The 26736-nt window shown below is 67.5% G+C and carries 23 protein-coding genes and 1 pseudogene; 16 read left to right on the forward strand and 8 right to left on the reverse strand.

Going from position 1 to position 26736, the window contains the following annotated elements; genetic code table 11:
* Window positions 1–74 precede the first annotated feature (74 nt).
* Window positions 75–2483, forward strand: a complete 2409-nt coding sequence (locus ACFVX4_RS12600; protein WP_389975201.1) for a serine hydrolase — start codon at window positions 75–77, stop codon at window positions 2481–2483.
* Between the two features lie 102 nt (window positions 2484–2585).
* Here ACFVX4_RS12600 and ACFVX4_RS12605 read toward each other — a convergent pair whose 3' ends face one another.
* Window positions 2586–2951 (reverse strand): acetyltransferase, encoded by a 366-nt coding sequence (locus ACFVX4_RS12605; protein ID WP_389975204.1) that lies wholly within the window; start codon window positions 2949–2951, stop codon window positions 2586–2588.
* Between the two features lie 267 nt (window positions 2952–3218).
* Between ACFVX4_RS12605 and ACFVX4_RS12610 the strand changes: the two genes are divergently transcribed.
* Entirely contained in the window at window positions 3219–5036 is a 1818-nt protein-coding gene (locus ACFVX4_RS12610) for an MFS transporter (RefSeq protein ID WP_389975207.1), read from the forward strand.
* A gap of 45 nt (window positions 5037–5081) precedes the next feature.
* On the opposite strand, the gene ACFVX4_RS12615 is transcribed toward ACFVX4_RS12610, so the two are convergent.
* From ACFVX4_RS12615 to ACFVX4_RS12635, 5 genes are all read right to left on the reverse strand, one after another.
* A complete protein-coding gene (locus tag ACFVX4_RS12615) occupies window positions 5082–6158 on the reverse strand; it encodes a C40 family peptidase (protein WP_389975210.1) in 1077 nt (358 codons plus the stop codon).
* A 27-nt stretch (window positions 6159–6185) separates the two neighbouring features.
* A complete protein-coding gene (locus ACFVX4_RS12620; protein WP_266418098.1) occupies window positions 6186–6668 on the reverse strand; it encodes a poly-gamma-glutamate biosynthesis protein PgsC/CapC in 483 nt (160 codons plus the stop codon).
* Window positions 6665–8389 carry a poly-gamma-glutamate synthase PgsB gene (pgsB, locus tag ACFVX4_RS12625; RefSeq protein ID WP_389975213.1) on the reverse strand — a complete coding sequence of 575 codons (1725 nt, stop codon included), beginning with the start codon at window positions 8387–8389 and terminating at the stop codon, window positions 6665–6667. The genes ACFVX4_RS12620 and pgsB overlap by 4 nt, the downstream gene beginning before the upstream one ends.
* 6 nt (window positions 8390–8395) lie before the next feature.
* Complete coding sequence (locus ACFVX4_RS12630) at window positions 8396–10705, reverse strand: HAMP domain-containing protein (protein WP_389975216.1); 2310 nt, start codon at window positions 10703–10705, stop codon at window positions 8396–8398.
* Window positions 10706–11095: 390 nt separating this feature from the next.
* Window positions 11096–12313, reverse strand: a complete 1218-nt coding sequence (locus tag ACFVX4_RS12635) for a CapA family protein (protein WP_389975219.1) — start codon at window positions 12311–12313, stop codon at window positions 11096–11098.
* Window positions 12314–12517: 204 nt separating this feature from the next.
* Here ACFVX4_RS12635 and ACFVX4_RS12640 point away from each other — a divergent pair, with 204 nt between their 5' ends.
* From ACFVX4_RS12640 to ACFVX4_RS12655, 4 genes are all read left to right on the forward strand, one after another.
* Entirely contained in the window at window positions 12518–13315 is a 798-nt protein-coding gene (locus ACFVX4_RS12640) for a hypothetical protein (protein WP_389975222.1), read from the forward strand.
* 75 nt (window positions 13316–13390) lie between these two features.
* Window positions 13391–13672: a hypothetical protein gene (locus ACFVX4_RS12645; RefSeq protein WP_389975225.1), complete on the forward strand. Its 282-nt coding sequence runs from the start codon at window positions 13391–13393 to the stop codon at window positions 13670–13672.
* A gap of 50 nt (window positions 13673–13722) precedes the next feature.
* Window positions 13723–14337 (forward strand): hypothetical protein, encoded by a 615-nt coding sequence (locus tag ACFVX4_RS12650; RefSeq protein ID WP_389975227.1) that lies wholly within the window; start codon window positions 13723–13725, stop codon window positions 14335–14337.
* Window positions 14338–14353: 16 nt separating this feature from the next.
* Window positions 14354–14950, forward strand: coding sequence for a hypothetical protein (locus tag ACFVX4_RS12655; protein WP_389975230.1), 597 nt, complete (start codon window positions 14354–14356; stop codon window positions 14948–14950).
* 48 nt (window positions 14951–14998) lie between these two features.
* Here the strand turns inward: ACFVX4_RS12655 and ACFVX4_RS12660 are convergent, their stop codons facing one another.
* Window positions 14999–16498, reverse strand: a complete 1500-nt coding sequence (locus ACFVX4_RS12660; protein ID WP_389975233.1) for an immunity 49 family protein — start codon at window positions 16496–16498, stop codon at window positions 14999–15001.
* A 310-nt stretch (window positions 16499–16808) separates the two neighbouring features.
* On the opposite strand from ACFVX4_RS12660, the gene ACFVX4_RS12665 reads away from it, so the two are divergent.
* The 4 genes from ACFVX4_RS12665 to ACFVX4_RS12680 all read left to right on the forward strand — a co-directional run bounded on the left by ACFVX4_RS12665 (window position 16809) and on the right by ACFVX4_RS12680 (window position 19932).
* Complete coding sequence (locus ACFVX4_RS12665; protein ID WP_389975236.1) at window positions 16809–17588, forward strand: calcium-binding protein; 780 nt, start codon at window positions 16809–16811, stop codon at window positions 17586–17588.
* A gap of 693 nt (window positions 17589–18281) precedes the next feature.
* Entirely contained in the window at window positions 18282–18554 is a 273-nt protein-coding gene (locus ACFVX4_RS12670) for a hypothetical protein (protein ID WP_389975238.1), read from the forward strand.
* Window positions 18551–18979 carry a type II toxin-antitoxin system VapC family toxin gene (locus tag ACFVX4_RS12675; RefSeq protein ID WP_389975241.1) on the forward strand — a complete coding sequence of 143 codons (429 nt, stop codon included), beginning with the start codon at window positions 18551–18553 and terminating at the stop codon, window positions 18977–18979. The genes ACFVX4_RS12670 and ACFVX4_RS12675 overlap by 4 nt, the downstream gene beginning before the upstream one ends.
* Before the next feature lie 491 nt (window positions 18980–19470).
* Window positions 19471–19932, forward strand: coding sequence for a DUF4240 domain-containing protein (locus ACFVX4_RS12680; protein ID WP_389975244.1), 462 nt, complete (start codon window positions 19471–19473; stop codon window positions 19930–19932).
* Between the two features lie 6 nt (window positions 19933–19938).
* Here ACFVX4_RS12680 and ACFVX4_RS12685 read toward each other — a convergent pair whose 3' ends face one another.
* Window positions 19939–20694, reverse strand: a complete 756-nt coding sequence (locus tag ACFVX4_RS12685; protein ID WP_389975247.1) for a GntR family transcriptional regulator — start codon at window positions 20692–20694, stop codon at window positions 19939–19941.
* A 77-nt stretch (window positions 20695–20771) separates the two neighbouring features.
* Here ACFVX4_RS12685 and ACFVX4_RS12690 point away from each other — a divergent pair, with 77 nt between their 5' ends.
* The 6 genes and pseudogenes from ACFVX4_RS12690 (at window position 20772) to ACFVX4_RS12715 (ending at window position 26638) form a co-directional block, all read left to right on the forward strand.
* Window positions 20772–21050, forward strand: a complete 279-nt coding sequence (locus ACFVX4_RS12690; RefSeq protein WP_389975250.1) for a hypothetical protein — start codon at window positions 20772–20774, stop codon at window positions 21048–21050.
* 168 nt (window positions 21051–21218) lie between these two features.
* Window positions 21219–21359: a hypothetical protein gene (locus tag ACFVX4_RS12695; protein ID WP_389975253.1), complete on the forward strand. Its 141-nt coding sequence runs from the start codon at window positions 21219–21221 to the stop codon at window positions 21357–21359.
* 199 nt (window positions 21360–21558) lie between these two features.
* Window positions 21559–21783: a hypothetical protein gene (locus ACFVX4_RS12700; protein WP_389975256.1), complete on the forward strand. Its 225-nt coding sequence runs from the start codon at window positions 21559–21561 to the stop codon at window positions 21781–21783.
* A gap of 8 nt (window positions 21784–21791) precedes the next feature.
* Window positions 21792–22508, forward strand: a pseudogene (locus tag ACFVX4_RS12705) (GntR family transcriptional regulator); the annotation flags it as partial.
* Between the two features lie 1116 nt (window positions 22509–23624).
* Window positions 23625–24035, forward strand: coding sequence for a hypothetical protein (locus tag ACFVX4_RS12710; RefSeq protein WP_389975259.1), 411 nt, complete (start codon window positions 23625–23627; stop codon window positions 24033–24035).
* 17 nt (window positions 24036–24052) lie between these two features.
* Complete coding sequence (locus tag ACFVX4_RS12715; RefSeq protein ID WP_389975266.1) at window positions 24053–26638, forward strand: tetratricopeptide repeat protein; 2586 nt, start codon at window positions 24053–24055, stop codon at window positions 26636–26638.
* The last annotated feature ends 98 nt before the right edge of the window (window positions 26639–26736 follow it).

Raw genomic sequence — 26736 nt, forward strand, 5'->3', positions numbered from 1 at the left:
TGGTTCACACAGGACACTGGTAGATGGTTCGGACAGCGCGGGGGTGTCCCCCGCGCCGCATGGAGGAGGCATCGGTGGCGGGCGAGTCCCCCGACAAGTCGGAGCAGCAGAAGTCGTCGGGTACGGCTCGGAGTGAAAGCGATCCGCGGCTCGCCGTCTTCCGTGAACCGTCCGCCGATGACGCGGCCGCCGGAAAGACGGACACGGCGACGGCCGTTTTCCGCACGGCACCGGTCACCGAGGACGGCGAGGGCGCCGAGGGCGTCGACGACCCGGAGCCGGAGGGTACGGAGCCGGAGGGCTCCGGGGTCGAGGAGCCGTCGGCGGAGGCGGACGGTGACACGGTCGCGGATTCCGAGGTCGAGGCCGAGGGCCCTGACGGCGCTGTGGGCGCCGAGGAGGCCGAGAAGACCGAGGGGGCCGCTAAGGGCTCCGAGGGTCCGGAGAAGGCGCCTGAGGCCTCGGAGAGCGCGGATGCGGGTGAGCCCGCGGATGCCGCAGCGGACGAGGCGGCGGCGGCGAAGCCCGCCGAGGGCTCCGGAGAGGGCTCCGAGGAGGGCGATGCGCGGCTGCGTGCGGCCGTCGCCGCCTGGGTGACGAAGGACGACGAAGCGGACGGCGACGACGCGGACAGCGACGACGACGCGCAGGGCGATGACGCGAAGGCCGCCACGTCGAAGGACGAGGACGCGGAGGGCGCGGAGGACGCGGACACCGACGCGGCTGCGGACGCGGCGACCGCGTCGAGCGATGCCGATGCCGGGGACGGGGACGGGGACGAGCCGTCCGATGGCGCGTCCGACGACTCCGACGACAAGGCACCTTCCGCCGAGAAGAAGAAGGCCGAAGCCGAGGCTGACGACGCCGCCGCCGAGGACAAGCAGGGCATCGATCAGCCGACCGCCATCTTCAGGGCGCCCGCCGCACTCCGGGTCGACCAGCCGACGACCGCGCTGAAGATCACCCCGCCCGGGGCGAAGACGGCAAAGCCGGGCTCGGAGGCCGAGTCGAAGGCCGAGTCCGCCGCCGAGCGGACCAGCAAGTTCGTACCCCTGCGCGGGGACGACGTACGGCCGGCGTCGGCGCCCGCGCCCCGTAAGCCCGAGGTGCCCGCCGCCTCCGCCGCGAAGCCCGGCACGCCGCCTCCCACCGCGCTGTCCGGTGCCGAGCGGACCACACAGCAGCCGATGCCGCCCAGGCCGCCGCTCGACCTGCTGGCCGAGCTGACGAACACGCCCCCGCCGCCGGAGACGCCGGTCCGCACCGCCGTGCGCAGGGTCAAGATCTGGACCCCCCTGGTCCTGCTCCTGGTGATCGTCTTTGCGATCGTGCAGATGGTGCGCCCGCTCCCGGACCCCGAGCTGGGGCTGTCGGTCGAGTCGGCCTACACCTTCGACGGTGACCGTCTGAACCTCTCCTGGCCGGCGCAGGGCCAGTCGGCGGTGAGCGTGGACGGCGTCGGCTCGATGGGCAGCGCGGGCGCGCAGAAGCCCGCGCCCATCGCCAGTGTCGCCAAGGTCATGACGGCGTATGTGGTCCTCAAGGACCACCCCCTCAAGGGAAAGGAAGAGGGCGAGAAGATCACCGTCGACCAGCAGGCGGAGGACGAGTCCAAGCGTGAGGACGAGTCGACGGCGCCGATCACGAAGGGGCAGCAGTTCACCCAGAAGCAGCTGCTCCAGCTGCTGATGATCCCCTCCGGCAACAACGCGGCACGGCTGTTCGCCCGCTGGGACGCCCCATCCGAGAAGGAGTTCGTGGCGAAGATGAATGCCGCGGCCAAGGAACTCGGCATGAAGAACACGACGTACACCGACCCGAGCGGTCTGGACAAGCGCACCGTCTCCACCGCCGAGGACCAGCTCAAGCTGGCGCGGGCGGTCATGCAGAACGACGTGTTCCGGGGAATCGTCGACACCCCGGAGATAAAGATCCCGGGGATCGACCAGATGATCTACAACAACAACACCATCCTGCTGGAGCCGGGGGTGAGCGGCATCAAGACCGGCTCGTCCACTCCGGCGGGCGGCAACCTGCTCTGGTCCGCGAACACCGTGGTCGACGGGCAGAAGCTATGGATCTACGGCGCCGTCATGGGCCAGCAGGCAGGTACCGGTCAGCCGTACGACAGCCTGGTGATGTCGCTGAACAACAGCCTCAAGCTGATCAAGGGGGCGCAGAAGGCCGTCACCTCCGCCCGGGTCGTGAAGAAGGGCGACGTCGTCGGGTACGTGGACGACGGGCTCGGCGGCCGGACCGCGCTGGTCGCGACCCGCGATCTGAAGGCGAAGGGCTGGCCGGGCCTGAAGGTCGAACTGTCCGTGTCGAACGACGGCAAGACGATCCCGCACGAGGCGTCGGCGGGCACCACGGTGGGTGTGGTCACCGTCGGAACCGGCCCCGGCAGGGTCAGCGCCCCGGTGGCCCTCCAGGAGGACCTGAAGACTCCCGGATTCAGTAGGAAACTGACGCGAATCAGCTGATCAAACGGATGGGCGAGGGCTCGGCGCCCGGAACGACCTGTGCCACGCAGCGCGACGAGCGTTGCGTGGCACAGGTGTTTCGGGGCCCGACGGCGTACGGGGTCAGCCGCAGTGGCTCCACCCGCTCGTCCACGACTCGTCGCTGCCGAGCATGCCGCCCCACTTCACGCACTTGCTGCCTGCGGCCAGCCGCACCGGGCCGGCGTGCGCGGTGTAGGAGCCGCTGTCGTACTGGGTCGCGCCGCCCTGCACCTGGAGCCCCGCCTCCATGTAGGTGGCCTTTCCGGCCGTGTTGCGGATCGTCACCACGCAGTTCTTGCCGGCGCTGCCGCTGTAGAGGAGATAGACGGTGCCCCCGACGCTCTGGAATTTGTGTGAGTCGATGACCGAGTAGCCAGAACCGCAGAGGCCGGACGGATCGGCCGCGGCTGCGTATGCGGGGGCGGCCAGGGTGCCGAGCGCTATCACGCCTGCGGTGGCGGCAAGGGTTGCGGTGCGTGCCTGTCATCTGTGCATGGGAACTCCATAGTCGTTCGTGAGCTGATGATCTTGAACGACTATTGCAGGTTACTGCGGGGAACATCCCACTTCAAGGAACCTTTCCGGACAGGGAAAAAGCCGCGTGCTAGCGTCCCGGAAGCAACGTGTGCACCCCGGAACGCGTCTTCCGACAATGAGGCCCGTGCAGTAAATCGTTGGTTCCGATGCGTCCGGGCAAGGACGGGGAGAGTCGCAGTGACCACTGCTGAGCCCACACGGGCGAAGCGCAGTACAGCCCGTACGGACTCGGCGGAGGGCTCTGAAGGGGTTCCCGCGCTGGGCGGCAGCGACCGGGTCGACCGTTTCAAGGAGCGCTGCCGCCGCCACCCGGTCCTGCTGACGACCGCGATCGCCGCCGTCACCCACCTGCTCTGGTTCTTCTTCTTCGCAAACAGCGGCGGCGACCTCGCGGCCCAGGACGCCTGGGCCGAATTCGTCGGCCGGCATCCCGGCACGGCGTACAACCTCGCCTGGTACGGGGGCATGCACCCCGTCTCGTACAGCGTCGTCTCGCCGTATCTGATGTCGGTGCTCGGCGTGCGTACCACGATGATGGTCGCCGGGACCGTGTCGGCGGCGCTGACCGCGCTGATCCTGGTCCGGGTCCGGGCCGTCCGCAATCCCCTGGCCTGCTCGCTCGCCGGGGCGTTCGCGTATCTGTGCAACGCGCTGTCGGGGCGGGTGACGTTCGGGCTCGGCATGATGTTCGCGGTGGCTGCGACGGCCGCGGTCTTCTGCTGGCCCCACCGCTGGCGGTACAAGCGGTGGGCGAAGGCGGCCGTCGCCGCACCGCTCGCCGGGCTCGCGACGGCGAGCAGCCCCGTGGCCGGGCTGTTCCTGGGCGTGATCGCCGCCGCGCTGTTCCTGAACAAACGGCGCCCCGGCGCGTACGCGCTGGGCCTGGCCCCGGTCGCGGTGGTGGCGCTGTCCGCGTGGCTGTTCCCGTTCTCCGGTACGCAGCCGATGTCGATCGCGACGCTTTCGCTGCCGTTCATCTTCTCGGTCCTCGTCTTCGTCCTCGTACCGCGCGACTGGAAGACGGTCCGCACCGCCGCCGCCGTGTACGGCGTCGGGACGCTGCTGACCTATGTGATCGACTCGCAGATCGGCTCGAACGTCACCCGGATGGCGATGCTGTTCGCCGGAGTGGTGCTCCTGGCCGCGCTGCCGTACACCGTGCCGCGCTCCCGGCGCTGGTACGCGCTGATCATCGCGTTCGCCGGGCTGAACTTCTGGGTCGGCTTCAAGGGCGTCGACGACATCGTCCGCACCGCCCCCAGCGCTTCCTGGGCGCGCGAGCTGGCCCCGCTGGTCAATGAGCTGCAACAGGTCGGCGCCGAGCGGGGCAGGGTCGAGGTCGTGCCGGCGAGCAGCCACCGGGAGGCGTCCGCGCTCGCGCCGTACGTCAATCTGGCCCGGGGCTGGAACCGGCAGGCGGACATGGAGCGCAACCCGCTCTTCTACGACGACACCCTGAACAGCGCCAACTACCGCCAGTGGCTGGACCGCTGGGCGGTGCACTACGTGGTGCTGCCCAAGGGGACGCCGGACTCCAGCGGCGCGGTGCAGGAGGCGCAGCTCGTCGACGAGGGACTGCCGTATCTGAAGCCGGTTTGGTCCGACGCCAACTGGCGGCTCTTCGAGGTGGACAGCCCGGTGCCGCTGGCCGATCCGCCGGCCTCGGTGGACCAGGCCGGCGCGGGCGAGCTGACCATCCATGTGAAGACGCCCGGCCGGATCCTGATCCGCATCCCGTACTCGCGCTGGCTCGCCGTGGTCGACAGCGAGGGCAAGGGCGTCGAACGGCCGCAGGAGACCGAGGAGTCCAAGCGGCGCACGGACGAGAGCAGTCCGCGGACCTTCGTCAACACCAACGGCTGTCTGTTCAAGGTCGACGAGGACGCGGACGGCGACGAGTGGACGGAACTGCTCGCGCCGCGACCGGGCGTGTACCGGCTGGCCGCCCCCTACCAGCTGCCTCCGGGCACGCCGTGCCCGGAGGAACTGCGCTGACGGCGACGGCGCTCGCCACGGGCGCTCCCGTCACGGGGCGCTCCGCTACAGCCGCTTCGCGCTGCGCAGGGTCGCCGCGTAGTACCCGTTTCCGTCGAGCCGGGACGTGCCGCCCTTGTCGCCGATGGTCGGGCCGTTGGCCTCCTCCCGGCTGGATATGAAGATCTTGTGGCCGTCGGTGTCGTGCCCGAGATACATGCCGACGTGGTCGAGGCGCTCCTTGGTGCGCTGGTCGAGCTTGAAGAAGACCAGGTCACCGGGTTGCAGCACATCGATGTTCTTCGGCCGGTCGGCCGGCGTGATGCCCTTCAGGTCGATCACGTCCGTACCGCGGTGGGAACGGGCCATGCCGTTGGCGGTACGCGGCAGGCCGTCGCCGGACGCATCGGTGGCCATGAGCGGGTAGCGGGCCCGGTAGCCGAACACCGTACGGATGAAGCCCGAGCAGTCCATGGAGCGGGCGCGCTCGGTACGGGGCTGCATCGTCGTGCCGTTGCGGAAGGTGTACGGGATGCCGAGGTAGTCGAAGAAGTCGGACTCCTCCAGCCGGAGGTCGTTGCCCTCGCTGCCGTTCGGGTTGAGCGGACCGAAGCTGGCGTCACCGGCGTAGGAGACCCCCTCGTCGTCCTTCTTGACCGGGGCGTCGGCGACGTACTGGAAGGCGGTGGCGAAGAGGTCGTCCTCCTCGCTGCCGAAGAACTCCTTGAACCAGTCCTTGAACCACTTCTCGTTCTCGGCGCCCTTCTTCCACTGGTACGGCATCAGCCGCACCCAGTCCTCGGTGACGACCTTGGACGTGGTGGTGCTGGGCTCGGTGAAGGTGCGGCTGGGGCCGGTGAGAGTGGCGGTGCGGGCGCCGTCGGTGAAGCTGGCGAGGATCTCGCCGTCGGCGCCGCGCAGCAGGGTGCGGGACGGGTTGCGCAGCCGTTCCCAGCGCTGCTCGCCGTTCTTCAGGTTCGAGGACTTCAGCGCCGGATTGTCGGTGACGGCCTGCACGGCCGGGGCCTTGGCCTGTTCGTCCTTGCGCAGTTCGACGGTGAGGTAGGCGCTGCCCGCGAGCAGAGCGGTCACCGTGACGGCGTGCAGCGCCTGGCGGGGACGGCGCTTGGTCTTGGCACTCATGAGTCAGTCAGCTCCGGAAGGTTCGGGTCAGACGGTCGGCAGCGCGCCGAGCAGGATGCCTGCGGTGAGAACGACATAGGCCATGAGCGTCACCGAGCCGGTCGCCAGCAGGGTCGCGCCCTTGGGCTGGCGGACGAGCTGGTACGCGATCAGGCCGGGGACGATGAAGCCCAGGGTCTGGTTGGTGTACATCAGCGGGAACTCGATCGACAGCACGATCATCAGAGTCCCCTGGAAGATCACACCGGTGAGGACGACGGTGGAGAACAGCCGCTTGCCGTAGAGGATCACGACCTTCTGGAGGCCGAGCACCGCGACGTACGTCAGAACGGTCACGCCGACCACCATGGCCGCGCGCTGGAGGTCCTCGACGAGGGTGAGCGCCAGCCAGCCCGGGGTGATCATCCCGCCGGGGGAGAGGTTGGTCGTCAGGTAGCAGACCAGCGAGAACATCAGCCCCAGGGCGATGCCTATGGCGGCAATCTCAGGGGTGAGGACGGAGGGGATCAACGGGGTTCTCCTGGGTTTTCCTGCTGGGCCGGGGCGGGCGGCCGGACCGGCTCGAACATGCCGCGGACGCGAGGTGCGGGCGGTTCGGCCGGGTCTTCCGGACTCTGGTGCGGTGGCTCGTGCTGCTGCGACTGCGACTGCGACTGTGATTGCTGCGGCTGCTGGTGCGTGTGTGGCTGCGGCTGCTGCGGTAGGGGGGAGGCCGGGCGCGGGGCCTGCTGGTACCGGGCCTCGTACGCCTCGGGGTAGGGCTGGTACGGGTCGAGGTGCGGGGTGTAGCGGGGGAGCGCCAGGGTCTCGTCGTGCCGCGGCTGCTGGGGGTGTGGCGACTGCTGCCGCTGGGCCGGGACCGGCGGGAAGGAGGCGGTGACCGGGCCGTCGGCCGGGACGTCGGCCGGGACGTCGGCGGGGACGTCGGCGGGGACGTCGGCCGGGACGTCGGCGTGCGGAGGTGCCTGCGGGTCTCCCTGCGGGGCGGCCTGGTCCGGCGTCCGGTCCGGGGCCTGGTCCGGCGTCTCGTCCGGCGTCTCGTCCGGGGTCTCGTCGGCGGGCAGCTCGGCGAGGTGTTCCAGGAGCAGTTCGCCCTGCCCGTGGATGTTGCCGATCGCGACCAGCGACGACTCCGGCCCGAGGTGCCCGAGCAGCTGGTTCATGAACTCCTCGGGGTCGCGCTTGTCGCCGCCGAGGTCGACCGCGGTGTGGCGCCACTCGGAGGGGATCGCGTCGATGGCGCTCTTCGCCGGGTGACCGATCACGAACACCTTCTCCGGCTGGAGTTCGGGAATGATCTGGCCCATCTGGCCGTTGCGCTCGACCCGGTCGGGGCGGCAGTTGATCACGACGTTCAGCGGCCGGTCGATCGCGCCCAGATCGAGCAGCTGGTTGATGTTCATCAGCGTCGACTCGGGGTCGTTCGCCGCGAAGACGTTGGCGAAGCGCAGCCGCTTGTCGTCGTGGGTGCGGTACCGCTCGACCGAGAGGACACCCGGGTCCGGCGGGGCGTCGTACATGCCCTGGAGCGCCGTCTGCCGGTCCACGCCGAGGAGTTCGGCGACGGTCAGCGCGATGGCCACGTTCTCCTTGAACGTGAACCAGCTGAAGCCGCGCAGCTCCTCGTCGCTCACGGTCTCCGGGTCCGCGTAGATCAGCTTGCAGTCCCGGGCGTCCGCCTCCTCCTGGAGGATGTGGAAGCGGTCCTGCTCGGCGGTGACGCAGATGCCGCCCTCAGGCATGGAGCGGCACAGCGAGCGGGCCACGTCGTCGAGCGTGGGGCCCATCTCGGCCAGGTGGTCCTCACGTACGTTGCACAGCACACCGATCGTCGACCGGATCAGCTTGGACTGGTTGATCTCCTGGAGCGCCGGCATGACCGCCATGCACTCGATGACCAGCGCGTCCGGGTTGTAGGAGGCCGCGCGTCGCACGATGCCGATCTGCTCCACGACGTTGGCGATGCCGAACTTGCGGTAGACCGGCTCCTCGGTGGCGTCCGGGTGGATGAAGCGGGCTGCGGTACCGGTCGTCTTGGCGACGGTGACCAGGTCGCCGCCGCGCAGGGCGCCCGCGCAGAGGCGGGTGATGGAGCTCTTGCCGCGGATGCCGTTGATCAGCACCCGGGTGGGTATGCGCTCCAGATTGGTGAAGTGGCGCCGCTGTTCGACGATGCCGGAGATCAGGAGGATCGCACAGCACACGACGAGCACGCCGTAGAGGAAGAGCACGGCCGTTCAGTTCCTTCCGACCAGGGGAGCGCTGTCGCGTCTGCGCTGTTCCTGGAGCTGCTGCCGGACAATTTCCAGACTGCGGGTGACCGCGCCGACCTCGTCGTGGTGGTGCGGGAAGAGCACGGTGCGGCGGTCGCCGTCGGCCAGCGATTCGGCCTTTCCGGCCAGTTCGCGCAGCGGACGTACGACGACGATGTACAGCCAGCCGAGGCAGGCCACGGCGGCGGTGATGCCGAGCAGACCGGCGAGAACGGTGCGGTTCTGCAGGCTGTACTCGGGGATGGCGAGGCCCGACGCGGGCTGCCAGCTGACCACCGTCCAGTGGAGCTGCTTCGCGGCGCCGCCACCGGCGAAGGGCGAGGCGGCGGAGATCTGGACACCGTCGCTGTCGCGGTAGACGACGGCGCCCGCGGGGGCGTTCATGCCGACCCGCTGGTTCGTGCCGGAGACCAGCTCGTCCAGTCGCTTCGGCAGGGAATCGAAGGCGAGGTAGCCGGTGTTGCCGCCGATGACCCGGTGTTCGCCGTCGACCACCCGGACCTGGCCGAGCCCGGGGCGCTTGAGCAGCCCGTTGATGAAGTCGATCCGGAACTCGCCGATCACCATGGCGCCGTTCCGGCCGGGGATCTCCGCGTACCCGGCGATGGAGGGCTCCTTGCCGGATTCGTTCAGGACGGTGATGGGCTGGGTGAGCGGCTTGCCCTTGGTGCCGCTGGGCAGTGCGTGCGGCTTCTCGCCGGCGCGGGCCTGGATGGTGCCGTCGGCGTCGCGTACGTAGATCGAGCGGTAGCGCTGGTGCTCGGTGCGGGTGCGCTCCAGGACCTTCTTCATGTCGTCGGGGGAGGTGCGGTTGCCGACGAGCGAGGCGACGGACACCAGGTCGGCGTGGCCCTCGTTGAGCGCGCGCCGGACCCGGTCGGAGATGGTGTGGGTGCGCTCGCGCTGGTCGCTGACGACCTGTTCCGGCACGGCGACGGTGGAGTCGGCGCGGTTGAAGAGCAGCAGCATCGGTGCGGACCAGGCCAGCAGGAGGACGCTGCAGATGACGATGAGCGCGCGGCTGCCGAGCCGGCTCCGGCGCCCCGGGCGGCCAGGACCGGCGCCGGCGTCCTGGGCCGCCCCGCCCTCCGCCGGTTCGCCGAGGAGCTGGCGGCGCAGGCGCTCCAGGGCGCGCCCGATGCGCGCCGTCTCGCCGAACCTGGGAACGGAGACCGGACGGGTCAGATCGCCCCGGGTCAGCCGGCGGCTCTCCAGGAACAGCTTCAGCAGCGGCCGTTGCACGGTGCCGAGCAGCAGCGCCACCGCGAGTGCGCCGATGAGCAGCAGGGCGGCGGCGGAGACCAGTCCGAAGAAGGGGCCCGCGACGCGGGTCGGGTCCTCCGCGACGTCGACCATGGCGACGACGGTGAGCCCGAGGGAGGTGGCGACGGTGCCCTCGCCGGGCTGCGGGCCGGCCAGCGCGGCATAGCCGGCGACGGCGCGGTCACCGCGGACGCTGTTGCCGCGCAGGCTGCCGCTGACGCCGGGGAAGCCGCCGGAGCCGGGTTCCTTGGCCTTGAGCGGGTGCTGTCTGGTCTTGGTCGCGGCCGTTTCGGCGAAGGCGTTCAGCTGCTTGGCGGACCGTTTGGCGTCCGCGCGCTGCTTGTCGGTCTTGACCTGCTCCGGCTCCTGGACGCCGTCGCGGCTGAGGATGTGCCCCGTGGTGTCGACGACGGCGATCGAGCGGAACTGCCCGCGGCTGACGCCGGGGAAGCGGAGGCTGTTGGAGGCGATCAGCAACTGCTGCGGCCGGTCCGGCCAGGACAGCAGGGCGAAGGCGAGCAGCCTGCTCTCGCCGTTCTGGAGCCGTACGATGCGCGGGCTGAGCCCGTCCTTCTGGGCGAGTTTGCCGGTGTCGATGGCGGTGACGGGGACGTTCTCCCCGCGCGCGGCGAGCATCCGGCCGGACTCGATCTCGACGACGGCGGTGCCCGTCCACTTCTGGTAGACGCTGCCGATCTTGTCGAGGACGGCGTCGGGAGAGGCCGGATCGCCCGCGCTGAAGAGCCCCGCGGTGCGGGTCAGGTCGGTGACGCTCTCGTCGATCGAGGCACGCATCGTGACGGCGCCGTCCTCGGCGAAGTGCTGCTGGGAGGTCAGCACCGCCTCCGGTACGGAGTCCTGGCTCGCTCTTCCCAGGCCGAGGGCGGTGATGCCCGCGAGGGAGAGCAGGAGCGCGGAGAGAACCGCGATGGGGGGACGTATGCCACCCAGAAGCGACATATCGGCCCGCCGGCGGACCTTGTGCCGGCGCTTCGAGGACGAAGCGGCCATCGTGTTCCCCTTTGACTGTCTGCTCGGTTCCGGCGTGCTGAACGAGGCACAGCCGTTTGCTGGACATAAAAGCTTTGCGGAAGGTTGTACGGAGGGTGGCGAGTGTGAGCTTTCCGACTTCCGGCGCCGGGGCGGAACCCCTGCCGCCCGCGGCCCCTCCCCACGCCGCCCCGGCGTCCGCATGCGTCTGTATACATCCGCATGTATCCGCATGTCCCGGCCGCCGCGGGAGCTCGGCGGATCGGTCGGGCAGGCGGGTCGGTCGGGCGGGGCGGGGAGGCCGGGTCAGTCGACGGGGCTCGATCCCGTACTTGTCCCGGACTCATCCATTCAGGACCCACCCATTCCAGGGGGGCATTCCGGGGCTCACTCCGGGGCTTGTTCCGGGGCTCACTCGGGCAGGTCCTTCAAGGGTTTCAGCCCGTCCTCGACGGCGCCCCGGTTGAGCAGAGTGCCCTGGGTCCGCTGGAAGGCCATCCGGTATCTGGCCCGCTCGGCGGCCGGCAGGTCCTCGGCGTTCTGCAGCGATCCGGCCAGATCCACCAGCCGGTGGTCCTTCACCACCGCCACATCGGGCTCCTGTGCATCGCTGCCGTCGGCATCCGGGGGGATCGTCAGCAGCGTCGGTACGTACCGGGCGTCGACGTCCCAGGTGTCACCGCGCTTGTGGAACTCGAACCAGCCGATGACGCCTTCCTCGGTCAGCCCCGACGGCACGTCGTGCCGCGCCACCTGGTTGCCCAGGCCGTACGCGATCCACGTGGAGCCGATCTTCTCCATCGGCTGCACCACATGGGCGTGATGGCCGATCACCAGATTGATCCCGGTCTCCCGCGCCAGCCTGCGGGCCAGCTTCAACTGTCCGTTGCTCGGGTCCGGATGATGTTCGCGACCCCAGTGGATGCTGAGGATCACCACCTCGGCACCGGCCTTGCGGGCGGCCTTCTCGGCGGCGGCGATCCTGTTGAAGTCGGTCTGGTTGGTCAGCCAGGGCTTGTCGGCCGGGACCTCGCGCCCGTTGAAGCCGAAGGCGTAGGACAACTGGGCGACCTTCACGCCCTTCACGTCCATGATCAGCGGCTTGGCGGCCTCGGCGCTGCTGCGCGCCGACCCGGTGTGCTTGAGTCCGGCCCCGTCGAGCGCGTCGAGAGTGTTCCGTACGCCGGAGGCCCCGTGGTCGAGGGTGTGGTTCGAGGCCGTCGAGCAGGTGTCGTAGCCGACGTCCTTGAGCGCCGTGGTGATCTGCGGCGGCACGACGAAGTCGGGGAAGCCCTCGAACGGTCCCTGCGGCTTGCCCGCGACCGGCTCGAAGTGGCAGATCGCCAGATCGGCCTTGCTGATCACGGGCTTGACCCCGGCCAGCAACGGATGGAAGTCGATCTTCTTCCCGGTCTTGTCCCCGGCCGCCGCGGCGTCCTTGCGTCCCTGCTCGGTCAGCTGGGGGTGGATCAGGATGTCGCCGGCTGCGGCGACGGTGAAGGAAGGACCTTCCTTCGCGTCCGCGGAGTCGCTGTCACCGCCCGGAACCGAGCAGCCGACGAGGGCCGCGAGGAGGAGCACGGGCGCGGTGGCGCGAGTGACGGAGACCGAAGACGAATGGCGGGACACCCCTGATATTTTTATATGTCTATGGCACGGAATCCGGCATCGAAGGTAACGATCAAGCGAACACTGATCGGTATTGCCGTGATGGTTGTCACTCTGGGGGCCCTCGTGACCCTTTTTGCGCCATTCGGGAGCCGGGGGCCGGGCGCCGGGAACGGGGACGGGGACGACCGCCCGGGAGGTTCCGCGGCGGACGGCCGCGACGGCGTGGATCTCGCGCGTCGCATCACGGACTTCACCCATGACACGGTCGCCCGCAGTGACTATCTGCCACCGCTGCGCGCCCAGCGCCGTACCGCCGCCGAAGCCGTGGGCCTCTTCCTCGACGGCAAGCGGGCCGAAGCCGGGCGCCGTCTCGGCGACATCGACTTCGCCGTCAGGACGTTCACCGACACCGTGACCGGCCGCCGGTTCGCGGAGATCTCCGACCGGGCGGCGGAGGGCCACCGGGGCTGGGGCCGGGTCTACATCGACCTGAGCGCCACGACCCGCTGGTCGGTCCAGGTGCCGCACCCGGTGGCCGACGCCGGCAGCGAACAGCTCGGCATCGGGGTGCTACGGGCCAGGCGCGGCGGCGTACTGGTCATGGCCGGAACCCACCGCAACGCCGACAGGAAGGGCCGCGCCGACGTGGCCCACCGCAGGGACACCGTGTTCGACGCCGTCTGCGACGAACTGGCCGCACGCCGCCTCCCCGGTCTCCAGGTCCACGGCTTCGCGGACAGCACCGAACCGGACTACGACGTGATCGCCTCCCTCGGCTCGGCGGACAAGGGCCTCCCCACTGCCCGCCGTACCGCAACGGCACTGCGCCACGAGGGCTTCGCCGTCTGCCGCGCCTGGGCCCGCCGCTGCGCACTGGAGGGCCGCGGCAACGTACAGGGCAGAGAGGCCGAGGCCCAGGGCGTGCCGTTCCTGCACATGGAGTTCAGCCGCACCGTCCGCGACGACGCGTCCCGGGTGCGCCGCGCGGCAGCGGCCATGGCGGCGTCCCTGCCTTCCTGAGGCCGGCCGGGAAGGGGGGCATGGCCTGTCCGGGAAACGGCGCCGCGCGGCCGACTCCGCGGCCATAGTGGAGAGATGAGCCTGACCACCGGCGGAGATCCGCCCGGCCCCGTGCGGTTCCACCTCGCGTGCGACCGCAGACGCTGCCAGGCGCGGGCCGTGTTCGACCTGGTCATCGCGGAACCGCCGCCGGACATCGAGACCGACCTGTTCGGCCATCTGCTGCACAGCGCGACCGTCGCCTCCCCGTACATCGAGGAGCTCGGGTGGATATTCATCCAGCAGGAGGGCTACTGGTGCCCCAACTGCGCCTCCCCGGGCAGGCGTCCGCGGTCGAGAGACGTCACGTCCTCCTGATCCGGAACGGTTCGGCGGGGGCCGAAGCGTCCCGGATCTAGCGTCGGCCCATGACGAACACCGAGCACGCTCGCAGCGCTTCCGGCAACGCCCTCGATGCCCACAACACCCCCGGCACTTCCGGCAACACCCACGACACTCCCGATGCCCACAACACCCCCGGCACTTCCGGCAACGCCCCCGACATCCCCGACGAGGCCCCGGCGACCGACGGCCGCGACCCCGCGCAGCTCCTGACGGCCATGATCGACCACGTCCTGGCCCTCGCCGCGACCTGGACCACCTGGGACGGCCGCCCCGTCCCCGCCGGTGACCGGCTCTACACCCCGCACAAGGCGATCCGCCGCGTCGCCGACCACATGGTCGACCATCTCGCCGAGATGGAGGCGCGGCTCGTAGGCGAGGAGACTCAGCCCGACCACTGGCACGCCTCGACGACCACCACCGCGGCCGACCTCGCCCCGTTCACCGCGGCCGATCTCGACGAGGCACGCAGCCGGCTCACGCGCCTGGCCAGGATCTGGGCGAACCGCCTGGACGCCCTGACGCCCGACGAGCTCGACCGGTCGGCCGGAACGGGCTGGACCTTCCGCCAACTCGCCTTCCACCTGGCCGAGTCGGCCTACTACGCGGACTCCGTGGGCGACCTGGGGCCTCTCGTTTGAATCATGCCGGGCTCGCGTGCCCCGGTCCCTGATCCAGCCGCCGGGCCAGTTCGGCCCACAGGATGTCGATCCGGCCCTGGACGCGGACACCATCGCGGTGATCGACAGGGTCGCGCCCCCATGGGACCAGTCCGTCCCCGCCGTTGCCCGCGTCGGCGACGCGGGCAACGGCTGGTCGTTCGTGCTGCTGCCCTGCACCGCGTATTGGGAGTTCGGCCGCACCGGCCCCGAGAGCCCCTTCGGGCACCAGCCCTCGCACGGAATCCGCACCCTGAGCGCCGACGGCGGCTTCAACGGCTCCCGCCCCGACTTCCTGAACAACGCCCTGGCCGAGCTCGGTTGGGACGCCGATGAGGAACCCGAGAAGGGCGAGGGCGGCGAAATCCCCCCGCACGCCCCCTCCCACGGACTCGTGTACGAAGCCCTCGGCAACGTCTTCGGCCTGGGCGGCCTGCCCCGCGCCGCCATCGAGAACAACACCCTGCCCGGTATGTTCTGCGAAACCCGAGAGCTGCCACGTCACGAGTACGCCGACGCCCCCGCCGGGCCGTCCAAGCCGTGCGGGCAGCGCGGGCGGTGCGGCGGACGGAAGTTCGCCATCGTCACACCGTGAGCCGGGGGCCCTGCGACTCCCAACGACGGCCCGGCGGGGGGACCGGGGTCAGGGGCTGGGGATCTCCTCGATCCGTTCGCGGTTGAGCAGGTACAGGGGCAGGTGCGGCTGCGCCGGAGCGATGGGGAACCCGTGGTCGAAGGCGAGACTCGCCATCGCCAATGGCCCCAGGGCCACCCGGGCGCGCGGTGCCGCCGACTCGCCCCAGTGGGCGCCGTGTTCCGTGAGGGCTTCGGCGAGTGTCTCGGCGAAGGCGCCGTGGTCCTGCGCGACGAGACGGTGGAAGAGCGCGACCGGCTGGTAGTCGATTCCGTTCACGAACTCCATCGGCGCGTGGGTCACCTCGTCGGGCCCGGACGTCTTCATGGTGGCGACCAGCTTCCCCACGACCCCGTCCATGGAGTCGCGTTCGGAGAAGTAGGTCTGCAGGGTGTCGATCCAGCACAGCACGTACGCGTCGACGGAGTCGTCCTGCCGCAGCGTCTCCAGCGGCACCTGGCACAGCCGCCGGATCCGGTCCCCCTCCCGGCACACGATCGCCAGGTAGAGGGCGTCGAGCCAGGCGCGGGCGTCCGCGGGCGGTGCGGCGGGCGTGGCCGGCAGCTGCCGGACGAGGTCCTCGCCCAGCCGGCAGTCCTGGGTCCGCGCACCGGTGAACAGGGCACAGCCGAGCTGTACGGCGGTGGCCCAGGCGTCCCACGTGTCGATCTGCGCCGCCCTGGGGTCGGCGGCGCAGTGGGCGTGTGCGTGGGCGACGGCGGAGGCGAAGGCGTCGCCCAGGTCGGCGGCCGGGCCCTGGGAGAGACCCGCTATCGACTCGGCAGCGGCGCGGGTGAGTTCGGCGAGGTCGGGAGCGGGCGCCTCGGCGACGGTACGGGTGGCGAGCCGGCCGGCGCGGTCGAGACGGACCAGGCCCTTCATCAGGCCGAGCAGCTGTGGCGGCGGCTGGATGGAGAAGGACCGGGTGTCCTCGTCGATGGCCGTGAGCGACTTCAGGCTGCCGCGGTGCCACCAGTAGACCCGCGGGGACAGTGCCCCCGGCCCGTCCTCGAAGGCACCCAGCGCGTAGGAGGCGAGGCCGTTGACGGCATCGACCACCGTGCCGTCGGCGATCGGGTGGTACACCAGGTTGTGGCGGTTCGGCATGACGACGAGGGCACCGGCGTGCGGAAGCGAATCGCCGGTGACCTGCCGGACCGCGGCGGACAGGAACAGCGCCTGGCTCCCGATGAAGTGTGAGTCGCCGTAGAAGGAGTGCAGGGTCGTCCCCTCGAAGGGGATCTCCTCGTGCGTGACGGGTACGCGCATCAGGTTCTCGTACGCCGCCCGCCCCAGCTCCTCCAGGCCGACGCTCTCCACGTCCGGGTCGGTGAGGATCCGTACATCGGTGGGCCGGTCGAGGGCATAGGCGAAGACGAGGCCGTCGGCCACGAGACGCGCGTAGCGAAGGGAACCGGCGATCTCAGGGGTGATCGAGTCGGCGGGCAGCAGTCGGGCGTACGTACCGCGCAGCAGTTCGTCGGTGTCGGGAGCGTGGTCCGGGTTCATTTCCCCGACTCTACGAAGGCGGTGTGCGGGCGGACGACACACCCCGGCCGGCGAGCTCGACCGCGCCCGTCCGTCTCCGCACCCGCCCGCCACCTGGAGGTCCGGCTCGTCGTCCGGTCCGACAGCTGAGGGGGGTCGATAAGTCTCTGTGCAATACCTCGCGAGCGCCCCCCCGGGTACTGGCTCGGGTAGCCGCGCGGACGACTGAGAACGGCTCCGCGGCGTTGAACAACAACGTGGGAACCGTTGGCCAACGCCGTACGCTCCCTCTGATCAATCTGATCAATCAATGAATCCGTGGGGGGAATTCATGCGTACAACCATGCGCCTTGCCGTGCTCGGCACCGGCGCCGCGCTGGCCGTCACCGCGATCGGGGCTACCGCCGCCCAGGCGGAGGATGGCGGCGCGGGCAATATCACGATCGACAAGGTCGTCATCAACGGCGGCAAGCCGGTCGTGGTCGGTACTACCAACGTGGTGTCCGCCAAGGTCTCGGTGACCGCGTCGGACGATTCCGGTATCGCCGAGACCACCTACATCAGCGCCTTCGGCCCAAAGCCGAACTACGCGCAGATCTGGGACGACGAGATCAAGTGCGTCAAGGCGAGCGCCACCACGTCGACCTGCACCGGCACGCTGACGTTCGACCCGAAGGCATCGGTCGGCTTCGTCGGCAACAACGCGGCAGCCACCTGGAAGCTCGGCACGCTGGTCTCCGCCAATGACTCCGACTTCATTCACCGCGACGCGGCCACCACATTCAAGGTGCAGCGCTACTCGAAGCTGACGGTCAACGCCTCGCCGGAGCCGGTGAAGAAGGGCAAGACCATCACGGTCACCGGCAAGCTCTCCCGGGCCAACTGGGAGGACAACAAGTACCACGGCTACACGAACCAGTCGGTGAAGCTGCAGTTCCGCAAGAAGGGCAGCAACACCTACACCACGGTGAAGACGATCAAGTCCGACTCGACGGGCAACCTCAAGACGACCGTCACCGCCGCCACCGACGGCTACTTCCGCTACAGCTTCGCGGGCACGACGACGACTCCGGCGATCAACGCGTCCGGCGACTTCGTCGACGTCCGATAGCCACGTACTGGGGGCGTTCCCGAGCAGGGGCGCCGTCCTCACCGGGACGGCGCCCCCGCTGGTGTGGCGCTGATCCTCTGATCCTGCGGGCTCACCCCCGCCTGGCCGCCGATCGATCAGCGTCGGGCATCTGTCGTATCGAGCCCAGGGCGTTGTCTCACCCATGGCGCCACACGGATCCGCGCACTGTCCGGTACGCCCGTGATGGCGGCGAGAGCGGGCGTGGCCGGTCCGTGTATGCGAACGGTCCCGGACGGGAAGTCCGAGGCCGGATGAAGCGCCTCCCTGGGGAAACCCCCAGGTCGGAGCCGTGATGCGTTGTGTGCTCGGCAGGATTCGAACCTGCGACACCCGCTTTAGGAGTTTTCCCTGGGCGGGGCTGTGACCTGCGGAAACGTCGTCGTCCTCAGGGCATCTGGCCTGCGAAATCACTCCTCCACGTTTCTCGTGTGTTCTCAGCCGTTCCCAGCCTCATGTGTGCTGGATCCGTTCCGGCGGGCCACCGGGCTGGGAAGGGTCCCCGGTGCGGAGCCTCACCGACGGAGGAAGGGCGTATCCGCGAGAACTGCCAGCGCCACTCGGCTGGCAGGCGGACGGACGCCCCGCTCTCGTCGTAAAGAATGGGGGCGGGCAGGCGGGAACCCGTAGCCTGGTACCAGCAGCAGACGGCATGATCAAGCGGAGGCGATGCGGATGACCACAGCCCCCAGCGGTGGGTCTCACTCGCCGCCGCCGTCGTCGCACCCCCTGCGGACCATCCGTGACATCCGGGAGTCCCTGCCGGAGGACCAGCGTCGGCACTTCGACGCTGAGCTCGCCGACACGGAGATCGAGGCGCTGCCCGAGATGCTCCATCGCTGGGTGACACTGAGCAACGACGGCTTCGAGGAGTTCCTGCTCTCCCAGCCCTTCGACGGCCTGGAGTTCGGTGCCCGCTCCTACGACGAGCAGACGGACGCCGAGTGATCTATCTGTTCGACACCAATGTCGTTGCCGAGCTCACGACCCGGGCGAAGCCCGACCCCCGCGTCATGGCATGGTTCCGCTCCACGGCTAGACCCAACCGCTTCCTGAGCGTGATCACTGTCGCTGAGATTGAGGTCGGCGTGGCCGCCACCCCGGATCCCGTACGACAGGCCCGTTACGCCCGAGCCCTTGCCGCGGTGCGGCACGAATACGGCGACCGCATTGCGCCGATCGGCGAACGGGAGGCGGCTGCCTACCTCGCCATCCACAAGAGGCTCAAGGCCACCGGCACCAGCATCGATCCGCCGGACGCGCTGATCGCCGCCACCGCCCTGGCCAACGGCTGGACGGTCGCCACCCGCAACATCAAACACATGGCCCGAACCGGGGCTCTGGTCGTCAATCCGTGGGAACAGCAACTGTGAGTGGGCCGTAGCGGCCAGCGTTCCTGACTCACGGGCGACACCGCAGAAGGAAAACGAGATCCTGCGCGAGGCTGCCGCCAAATTCCCCAGAAGACGACAGGCTGATCCGCTTTCGTTTCGTCGACAAGCACCGGAACGCTCACGGAGCGAGCGGGCGGGGAACAGAACTACCGGCTGACTGCGCCAGGAGAAGAAGACGACACCCGGTCGTCCCGGCGCCGGGTCAGCTCGTGCCGTATATGTGCTGTGAGCGCAGAGGCCCTGCCGCCCGCTAGGACGACAGGGCCTCTGGCCTGCTGCTCTGCTGTGCCCCCGGCAGGATTCGAACCTGCGACACCCGCTTTAGGAGTTCGGCAAGGCCCCCCTTGGCTGCCGGTGGGTCGCAGCTCACGGACGTCGCGAGGAACCGTGGAGGACCGCTGTCATCCACCGTCGTTGATGTCAGCCGTGGATGTCAGACCGCCCTGACATCCTGCGCTCATGAGAATGACATGGGCCGACTTCTGGGATTGATGGCCACACTGAACGGCGAGGCGACCCACGCGAACTGCCGACGCCTCGCGGAAGAACTGAGCCGCCGATCCGTCCCCGACATCATCGGCTTCGCGGAACGCCATGCCGAAGCTCTCTACCGCCTGGACCAGGAGAAGTTCGGCACCCTCCCCGTCGCCGACATGACGGCCCGGGACGGCAGCCCCTTCCCGCAGTCGGCCGACGGGTTCCTGTACGCCCGGTGCGCTGTGGTCGCCGCCGGCCAAGCCGTCTGGGAGAGCGTCTTCTCCGACGTCGACAAGTTCGCCCCGTACACCTCCACCGAGTACGACGGCGAATGGCTCCTGTACGTGCCGGAAGAGGCGTACGAGCTAACCACCGGCGAGGAGTGGGACCGCTCGACCCGGTACTGCTTCGAGAGCTACTCCAACAGGGATGGCTGGCCGCACCTGCGGGACTGAGCCGGACTACCGCTTGATGGGGATCTCGTAGACGATCTCGCAGAGGGCGACGGGCACGACGATGTCCGCCGTCTCCACAGGCCGCCCTTGGTCGCTGTAGTAGGTCCGCCGGATGTGCGTGACGAGTGCGGCCTTCTGGGTCCCGAGCAGTGACGCCTCCTCTGCGGTTGCCTGCCGGGGCTCGGGCTGCTCGACGGCATGGCTGACCGTGACGCCGATCTCGGCCATCCGGTTCACGACGCCAGCCCCGGCATGAGGTCCGCCCTCGGGAAGGACAACGAGGGTTCCGCCGGTAAGGTCGTACGGCTCCCAGCTCGTCGACAGTTGCACCGGCCTGCCATCGGCCAGGAACTCGTACGCGGTCCGGACGCACAGGTCGCCTTCAGCGATACCGAGGCGCGTCGCGATCTCAATCGGAGCCGGAACCTTGGCCTCGGTCCGGCTCTCCCAGTCCCCGCGCCTGCCCACAGCCTGCATGTCCGCACGGAACGGGGAATCGTCACGCTGCTCGCGTGCCGAGGAGCGGACCACCCGGACGCGCCAACGAGGTTCGGCGACATACGTGCCGGAACCCGCGCGGCCTTCCAGAACACCCTGGGAGATCAGCAGCTCCTGCGCCCGGCGGACCACGTTCTCACCGACGCCGCACTCCTGGGCGATCTGGGCGCGCGACGGCAGCCGGTCCCCCGGCGTCCACTCATGCTCCGCGATCCGTTGCCGAAGGATGTCCGCGATGCGGAGATAAGGCGGCTGCTCAGGCATATGGAAAATCTAGTCCACTAGCCTTAATCTAGTTAACTAGCGTCACGTAAAGTGATCAACTGGCGACGGAGACACCTGTGCCCGCTTCCGAACTGAGCACCGAGGACATCGCCGCCCGGTTGTCCGCCGCCGGACTCACCACACGCGTGGAACAGCACGCCCAACACACGTCGATCGAAGCGGAGGTGCCGGACACCTTCCCCGCCGAGTCATGGCGGGAGGTCTTGGAAGTCGTGGCAGAGGCAGATCGATTCGGGCTTCTCACCAGCGACGTGAACGGCCGCACCTTATGGGCCGCCGTACGCAAAGCGGCCCCCGCGACGGGCGACGTCCGGGGACCTGGCCATCAGCGATAGGAGCTGATCAGCATGTTCAACCGTATCCGCCGTGCCGTCTCACGCACCAGTGAGCGGTACCTCCCGAAGGGCCGGCACCGCCGCCCCTCAACGCCTGTCCGATCCACGGTCGTTCACCTCGGACACTCCGACTGGCCCACGCTGTTCATGGGGCAGCACCGAGGCCGCATGGAGGTTCTCGCAGGCGAGGAGACCGCGCTCGTCCGCCCGTACGTGCCGGCCAGCGAGGAATGTACGAAACGGCGCTCGACGGCCGTACCTCACGATCCCTTCGCGCACACCTGGTTCGCACCGGCGGAGGCTCTCTGATGCCTCCTCGTCAGCAACCACGCGTGACGCACGCGAAGGCCGTCCCCTACAGGTCGAGCTCGTGCCTGATCGGCACGCACCGCGAGTGCGCGCATTCCTCCCCCGCCGTGGCACCGATCGGCGTCCCCGTGGTCTACGAGGCATGCAACTGCCCCTGCCACCCGCCGGTCGTCCCCATCGCGCCGAGGGAGGTGGCCCAGTGAGGAGATGGGCACCAAGCGGTGCGCTGGCAACCAACGTCGAGATCACCTCGGCCAACGTGCAGCGTGGCGACGTCATCCAGATCGGCGGTCAGCCGTGCCGCGTGGCCGACCTCTTCCAACTGCCCGGTGAGGCAAAGCGACTTCTTTTCGAGTCGGGCGAACTGCTGACCATGCACTCCCGGACCCGGCTCGTCGCCCTGCGGATGCTGAGAAGGCGGTGATTCAATCCGTGGCTTCCCGCCGTCATTTCATCGCCGACGACCTTCGGAAGCAGATCTCGACCGGTCGAATCAAGGCCGGCGAACGTCTCCCTTCCGAGGCGCAGCTCGCCTCCCGCTACGCGGTCAGCACGCCGACACTGCGGAGCGCCCTCGCAGTTCTCCAGGGCGAAGGGCTCGTCGAGAAGATTCACGGCAGGGGGAACTTCGTCCGTCACCCTCTCCGCAGAATCACGTACGTCGGCGGTGGTCTCACGCCCGCCGCGCAGACCGCGGCCGACTCGCCTCTGCACGTCAGCGTCCGCACCACCAATCTCCCGGCGCGAGGGCATCTGGCCGCTCTGCTGAGGGTGTCAGCAAGCAGCCCACTGACCGAATTCCTCTGCCTCAGCCACGAGGGGAAGTCGCCGCACAGCCTGGCCCGAATCTACGTCCCTTGCGACCTGGCGCCGGCCGACGTGCCCGGCAAGTCGCTTTGGCACGAGGGGGTGGAGGCGCGGCTGGCAGAGCTCCGCCCTCCACTGGCCGAGGTCCGGGAGAAAGTCAGCGCACGCTTCCCGACACCAGAGGAAGCGGCGACCCTTCGGATCAGCTCCGCCTTACCCATTCTCGCTATCACCCGCGTGGCGACCGACACCACTGGACGCGTAGTCGAGGCGGCACTGCTGGTGCTCCCCAGCGACCGCGCCGACGCAGTCTTCACCAACCACACGATGAACGAAGAGAGGGGGGACGGAAGGGTGACGGCCCACAACGAGCTGCGACTCCTCCCGTGGTCAAGCCCCGAGGGCCAGCCCTGCTTTCTGAGCACCGACGACAGCAGCGGCCACCTGTCCCGCCTAGCTGACAACACCGAAGCGGTACAGCTCGGCATGGCGGCCGAGCTCCTGGAGCACGCGTCGGAACTCCTCGGCGGCGAGGAGGCGGAGTCGGAAGAGCTGCGGCTCCTGGCGACAGACCTGACCGGAGCCCTGCGGGACGCGCTCCGTGTAGCGACAAGCCGCGGCCACCGCCTGCCGATACCGCATCTCGCCGCTTCTGAAGGAGGGGACCAGGGTCCTCGACCACCGGCGGCCGCCTTCGGTTAGCAGTAGCGCACATCCAACGGCAGCGAAGCCCCAGACCGAGTCTGGGGCTTCCCCGCACGCGGCTCCGGAGGGCCTTTCTTCATCCAGAAACTCCGCAGGTCATGGGTGTATGGACTGGCCGAGGGGGTTCCGTGTCCACGTATGGTCCGCAGCCGCACGTGGGCGGTCGTTGCTCTGACCAGTCGGTTGAGGTCGTTACACCTACGCAGTTCTGGCTCAGCACACCACGCAACGCCGCACTCAGTTGGGTAGGGACGGGGACATTGGGACATGAGCGTGGGAAGCAGCAGTGTTATAGGGTCCGTTGGGGCCTCTACCTGGTCCAACGTCCGATCCTTGGCGCCTCCAGGCTCGGCCTCGTTCACCGTGGTTTCCCGCCATTCCCCGCTCAGTCTGGTGCGCCTGTGGTGCGGCAGGGCCCGGGCAGCCGTGGCCCCGCAAAGTTGATCAACCTGGCCCTGGAATCTGCCGAGGACTACTGCAGTCGCCCTGAGTAGTGCCTCGGGGAACAGGTACGCCATGCACACGCACTCTGGAGCCAGGGTGCTAGCGGCAATTTCCTCGGCTTCCCCGTGCCCTGTCGCTAGCTCGTAGTCGCTCTCTCAGCCACGGGCGGGAACCTGTACCCAGGACTGACAGCGACACGCACCCGAGTGATGCCCACATGTGGGAGACAGAGCCGCTTCATGGACTCTCGTGACAGTGAAGTAGTGCAGGGGTAACCTACTGCTGCGTGTATCCGTTTTTAGGGGGGCCATGAACGAGCTAGAACTTGCCCAGCTGGCTATGCCAGCCGCGAACACCCTTTTGTCAGCCATGGTGTCGGACGGTTGGCAGGCGTTTAAAACACGTTTTGTTCGCCTTGTAGCTGGCGGATCGGGCGACCTTGACGCAACCGAGGCGAGCATCGACGAATTGCAGCAGCGGATTCTGGGATACGACGCACGTGGAGATCTGCAACAGGGACAAAATGAGATCTTCGCACTCTTGTGTGCCGTCCTGAGTAGAGAGCCGGCCGCCCGGGATTCATTGAAGGAATTGCTCGGAGATATTGAGGCGAGTAGCTCAAGCGTAAATGCTCAAAGCATCTCTCAAAATGCCACCGTGAGAGATGATGGAGTCTCTTTCCAGCAGATTTCCGGAAAGCAAGAGTATAGGAACAGTTAAAGCTTTCGGGGGATCGTATGGAAAATGGCAGCAGGAAAGATGATGCCGAGTTTCCGTCCCGTGAGCAGCGTGCCGATGTGCACGATCACGGAACTGCATTTCAGCAAAGCCATGGCGTGCAGATTTATTATGCAAATAATGGCTCCAAAAATTCCTCAGAACTCGCCAACACGGCACACCTTCTGACACTAGAGAACATTCCACGTTTTCGGGAGTGCGATAATTCGGTCAGCTTTGGAGTGCATCCAGCTGCAACGTGGGATGGAAATCAGCAACCGAGTTACATTAAGCGTGATGTCGACGACGACCTGTTCTCTCTGTTGAAGCCAGGCAGTTTCGTGCTGCTTGTCGGTGATGCAACATCAGGTAAATCGCGCACCGCATTCGAAGTGGCTAAGGGTAAGTTTCCCGACCGCCATGTTTTCCGCCCCGAAGATGGATCGGAATTCGACGACTGTGTTCTGCTTGCAAACTCCGATGAAAAATTGCTTTGGGTTGACGATCTCGACAGATTTCTTACGGAGCCGGTTCTTTCTGTCGGTTTACTAGATCAAGCATTGCGTAGTGGTGCCGTTATGGTCGGCGCAATGCGGGCAGATAGCATGGCAATGCTTTCTCCGCGTCATGAGCGTGGTCTAAATCAAGAAACGCGAAAGCTTGTCAGGTCTGCCAGGGCGGTCACTGCTAGAGCGCATATCCTATATCTGGATAGGCAGTGGAGTCCGGAGGAAATAGAGCGAGCGACGCGATCTAGTGATCCTCGGGTTAGGGAGGCGGCGCGGCACAGTGAGGAATATGGAATTGCCGAGTACCTAGCCGCCGGCCCTCAGCTGTTCTTGGAATGGCAGAATGCGTGGGCTCCGGGCCTGCATCCGCGTGGCGCTGCCATTGTTTCTGCTGCTGTCGACTTGCGGAGAGCTGGGGTCAAGGAGCCCGTTCCTAAGCAAGTGCTAGAGCGGCTCCATGAGTGCTACCTGGAACAGCGTGGCGGAATGAGGCTCCGACCGGAGCCGATGCTTGATGCCTTTCATTGGGCACTTGAACCGTTGCACGCAACGAGCAGCCTACTCGTTCCGGTGCAGAATGAGATGTTCAGGGCCTTCGATTACCTGGAAGAGACCGTCGCTCGTGAAGGGAAAACTCCCAACCCGCCAGACGAGGTTTGGGAGAGCGCAATTAATGAATTTTCTCTCGAATCGGTTCATGGAGTGGGCCATAGGGCAGAGAAAGCCAATCGCAAGGATTTCGCTCTCAGGGCGTATGAGCGGTTGGCGCAGGGCGGCAACGGAGACGGTTCGTTCCATCTGGGGCATATGTCTGCTAAGGAGGATAGGCTAGAGGAAGCGGAACTCTGGTATCGCAAGGCGATCTCTCAAGGCAGTTCCGTATCAAAGAATAACCTGGGGCTTGTTCTGCTCAGATCGGGGCGGCCAGATGAAGCTGAAGTATGGTTTCGTGAGGCTGCTGCGGATGGAGACTCATACGGTATGCGCAACCTCGCGGAACAGTTGTTTGATCGCGAGGAATGGCAGGGTGCGGAAAGTTCTTTCACATCCTTTATGGAGGAGTCTCCTTCGGTTGCCAAGCTGCTAATGGGGCAGTTGCGCATACGGCAGGATAAGTGCGAAGACGCGCTGGAGTGGCTGCAGCAGTCGGCGGCCGAGGGGAATAGAGACGCATGGTTCTTCCTGGGGATCGCCAATGAGAGGTTGGAAGACTGGGAATCCGCTGCTTCTTGCTATGAAAAAGCCATCAAGGTGGGGGTTAAGGAAGCTCCCAATAACATGGCGAGCGTGCTACGGAAGACTGGAAAGGTAAAAGAAGCAGAGGTTATTTACCGATCTGCCATAGAAGAGCGCAATGATACTTACGCTGTCTTCAATCTTGCGAATCTTCTCGCTGAGACGGGTCGCCACGAGGAGGCCGAGCCTCTCTATCGGCGGTCCATGGCTACAGGCTTTGAGTACGCCAAAAATAATCTTGCCCTAAGCCTAGAAAAATCGGACAGGGGTGAGGAAGCTGAGCAGCTTTTCCGGGAGGCTGCTGCAGAGGGTGACACTAGAGCAATGGCTAACCTTGCTAACCGATGTCGCAGGGATGGTCGTGCGCGTGAAGCCCTCGCATGGATCAACCGGGTGATTTCGACAGGTAAACCAGGATATTACACTGAGATGGGACTGATTCAGGAGACGCTCGGGCATCCAAACCGAGCCATGTTCTGGTATAAGCGAGCCATTGATGGCGGCTCCTCGGGTGCCGCTGTCGCGATGGGCTACCTGCAAGAACGTAGAGGAAGAGGGAAGGTCGCTCGAAGGCTTTACTCTCAAGCTGCGCAGGATGGAGATAGCCATGCGCTGTACCATCTCGGCCAGTACTACTTGCGCAGAAGTGACATCAAGCAAGCTTACAAATATGTGAACGAGGCGCACGAAGCGGGAGAGAGGGTTTCGCACATGCTTGCCTACCTGGCTATGCATGCCGGAGACCTGGCAAAGGCTCGCGCGTTGCTGGACCAGACGTCAGACGAAGAGGCGCCTGAAGCTGTCGGGCTGCGTCGACTGCTGCATGATCTGGAACTGCGTGTGGGGGCAGTGCACAAATGACGCACGGCGTGTAGATCCTGAGGTCTGTGTAGCGGGTTTGGCCGGTGTCCTGCCCGGTTTGGGGTCGAGCATGATCAGGGGGCCGTACGCTGGCCGGC

It is taken from the genome of Streptomyces sp. NPDC058240 (assembly GCF_042882135.1).
Lineage (GTDB): Bacteria > Actinomycetota > Actinomycetes > Streptomycetales > Streptomycetaceae > Streptomyces.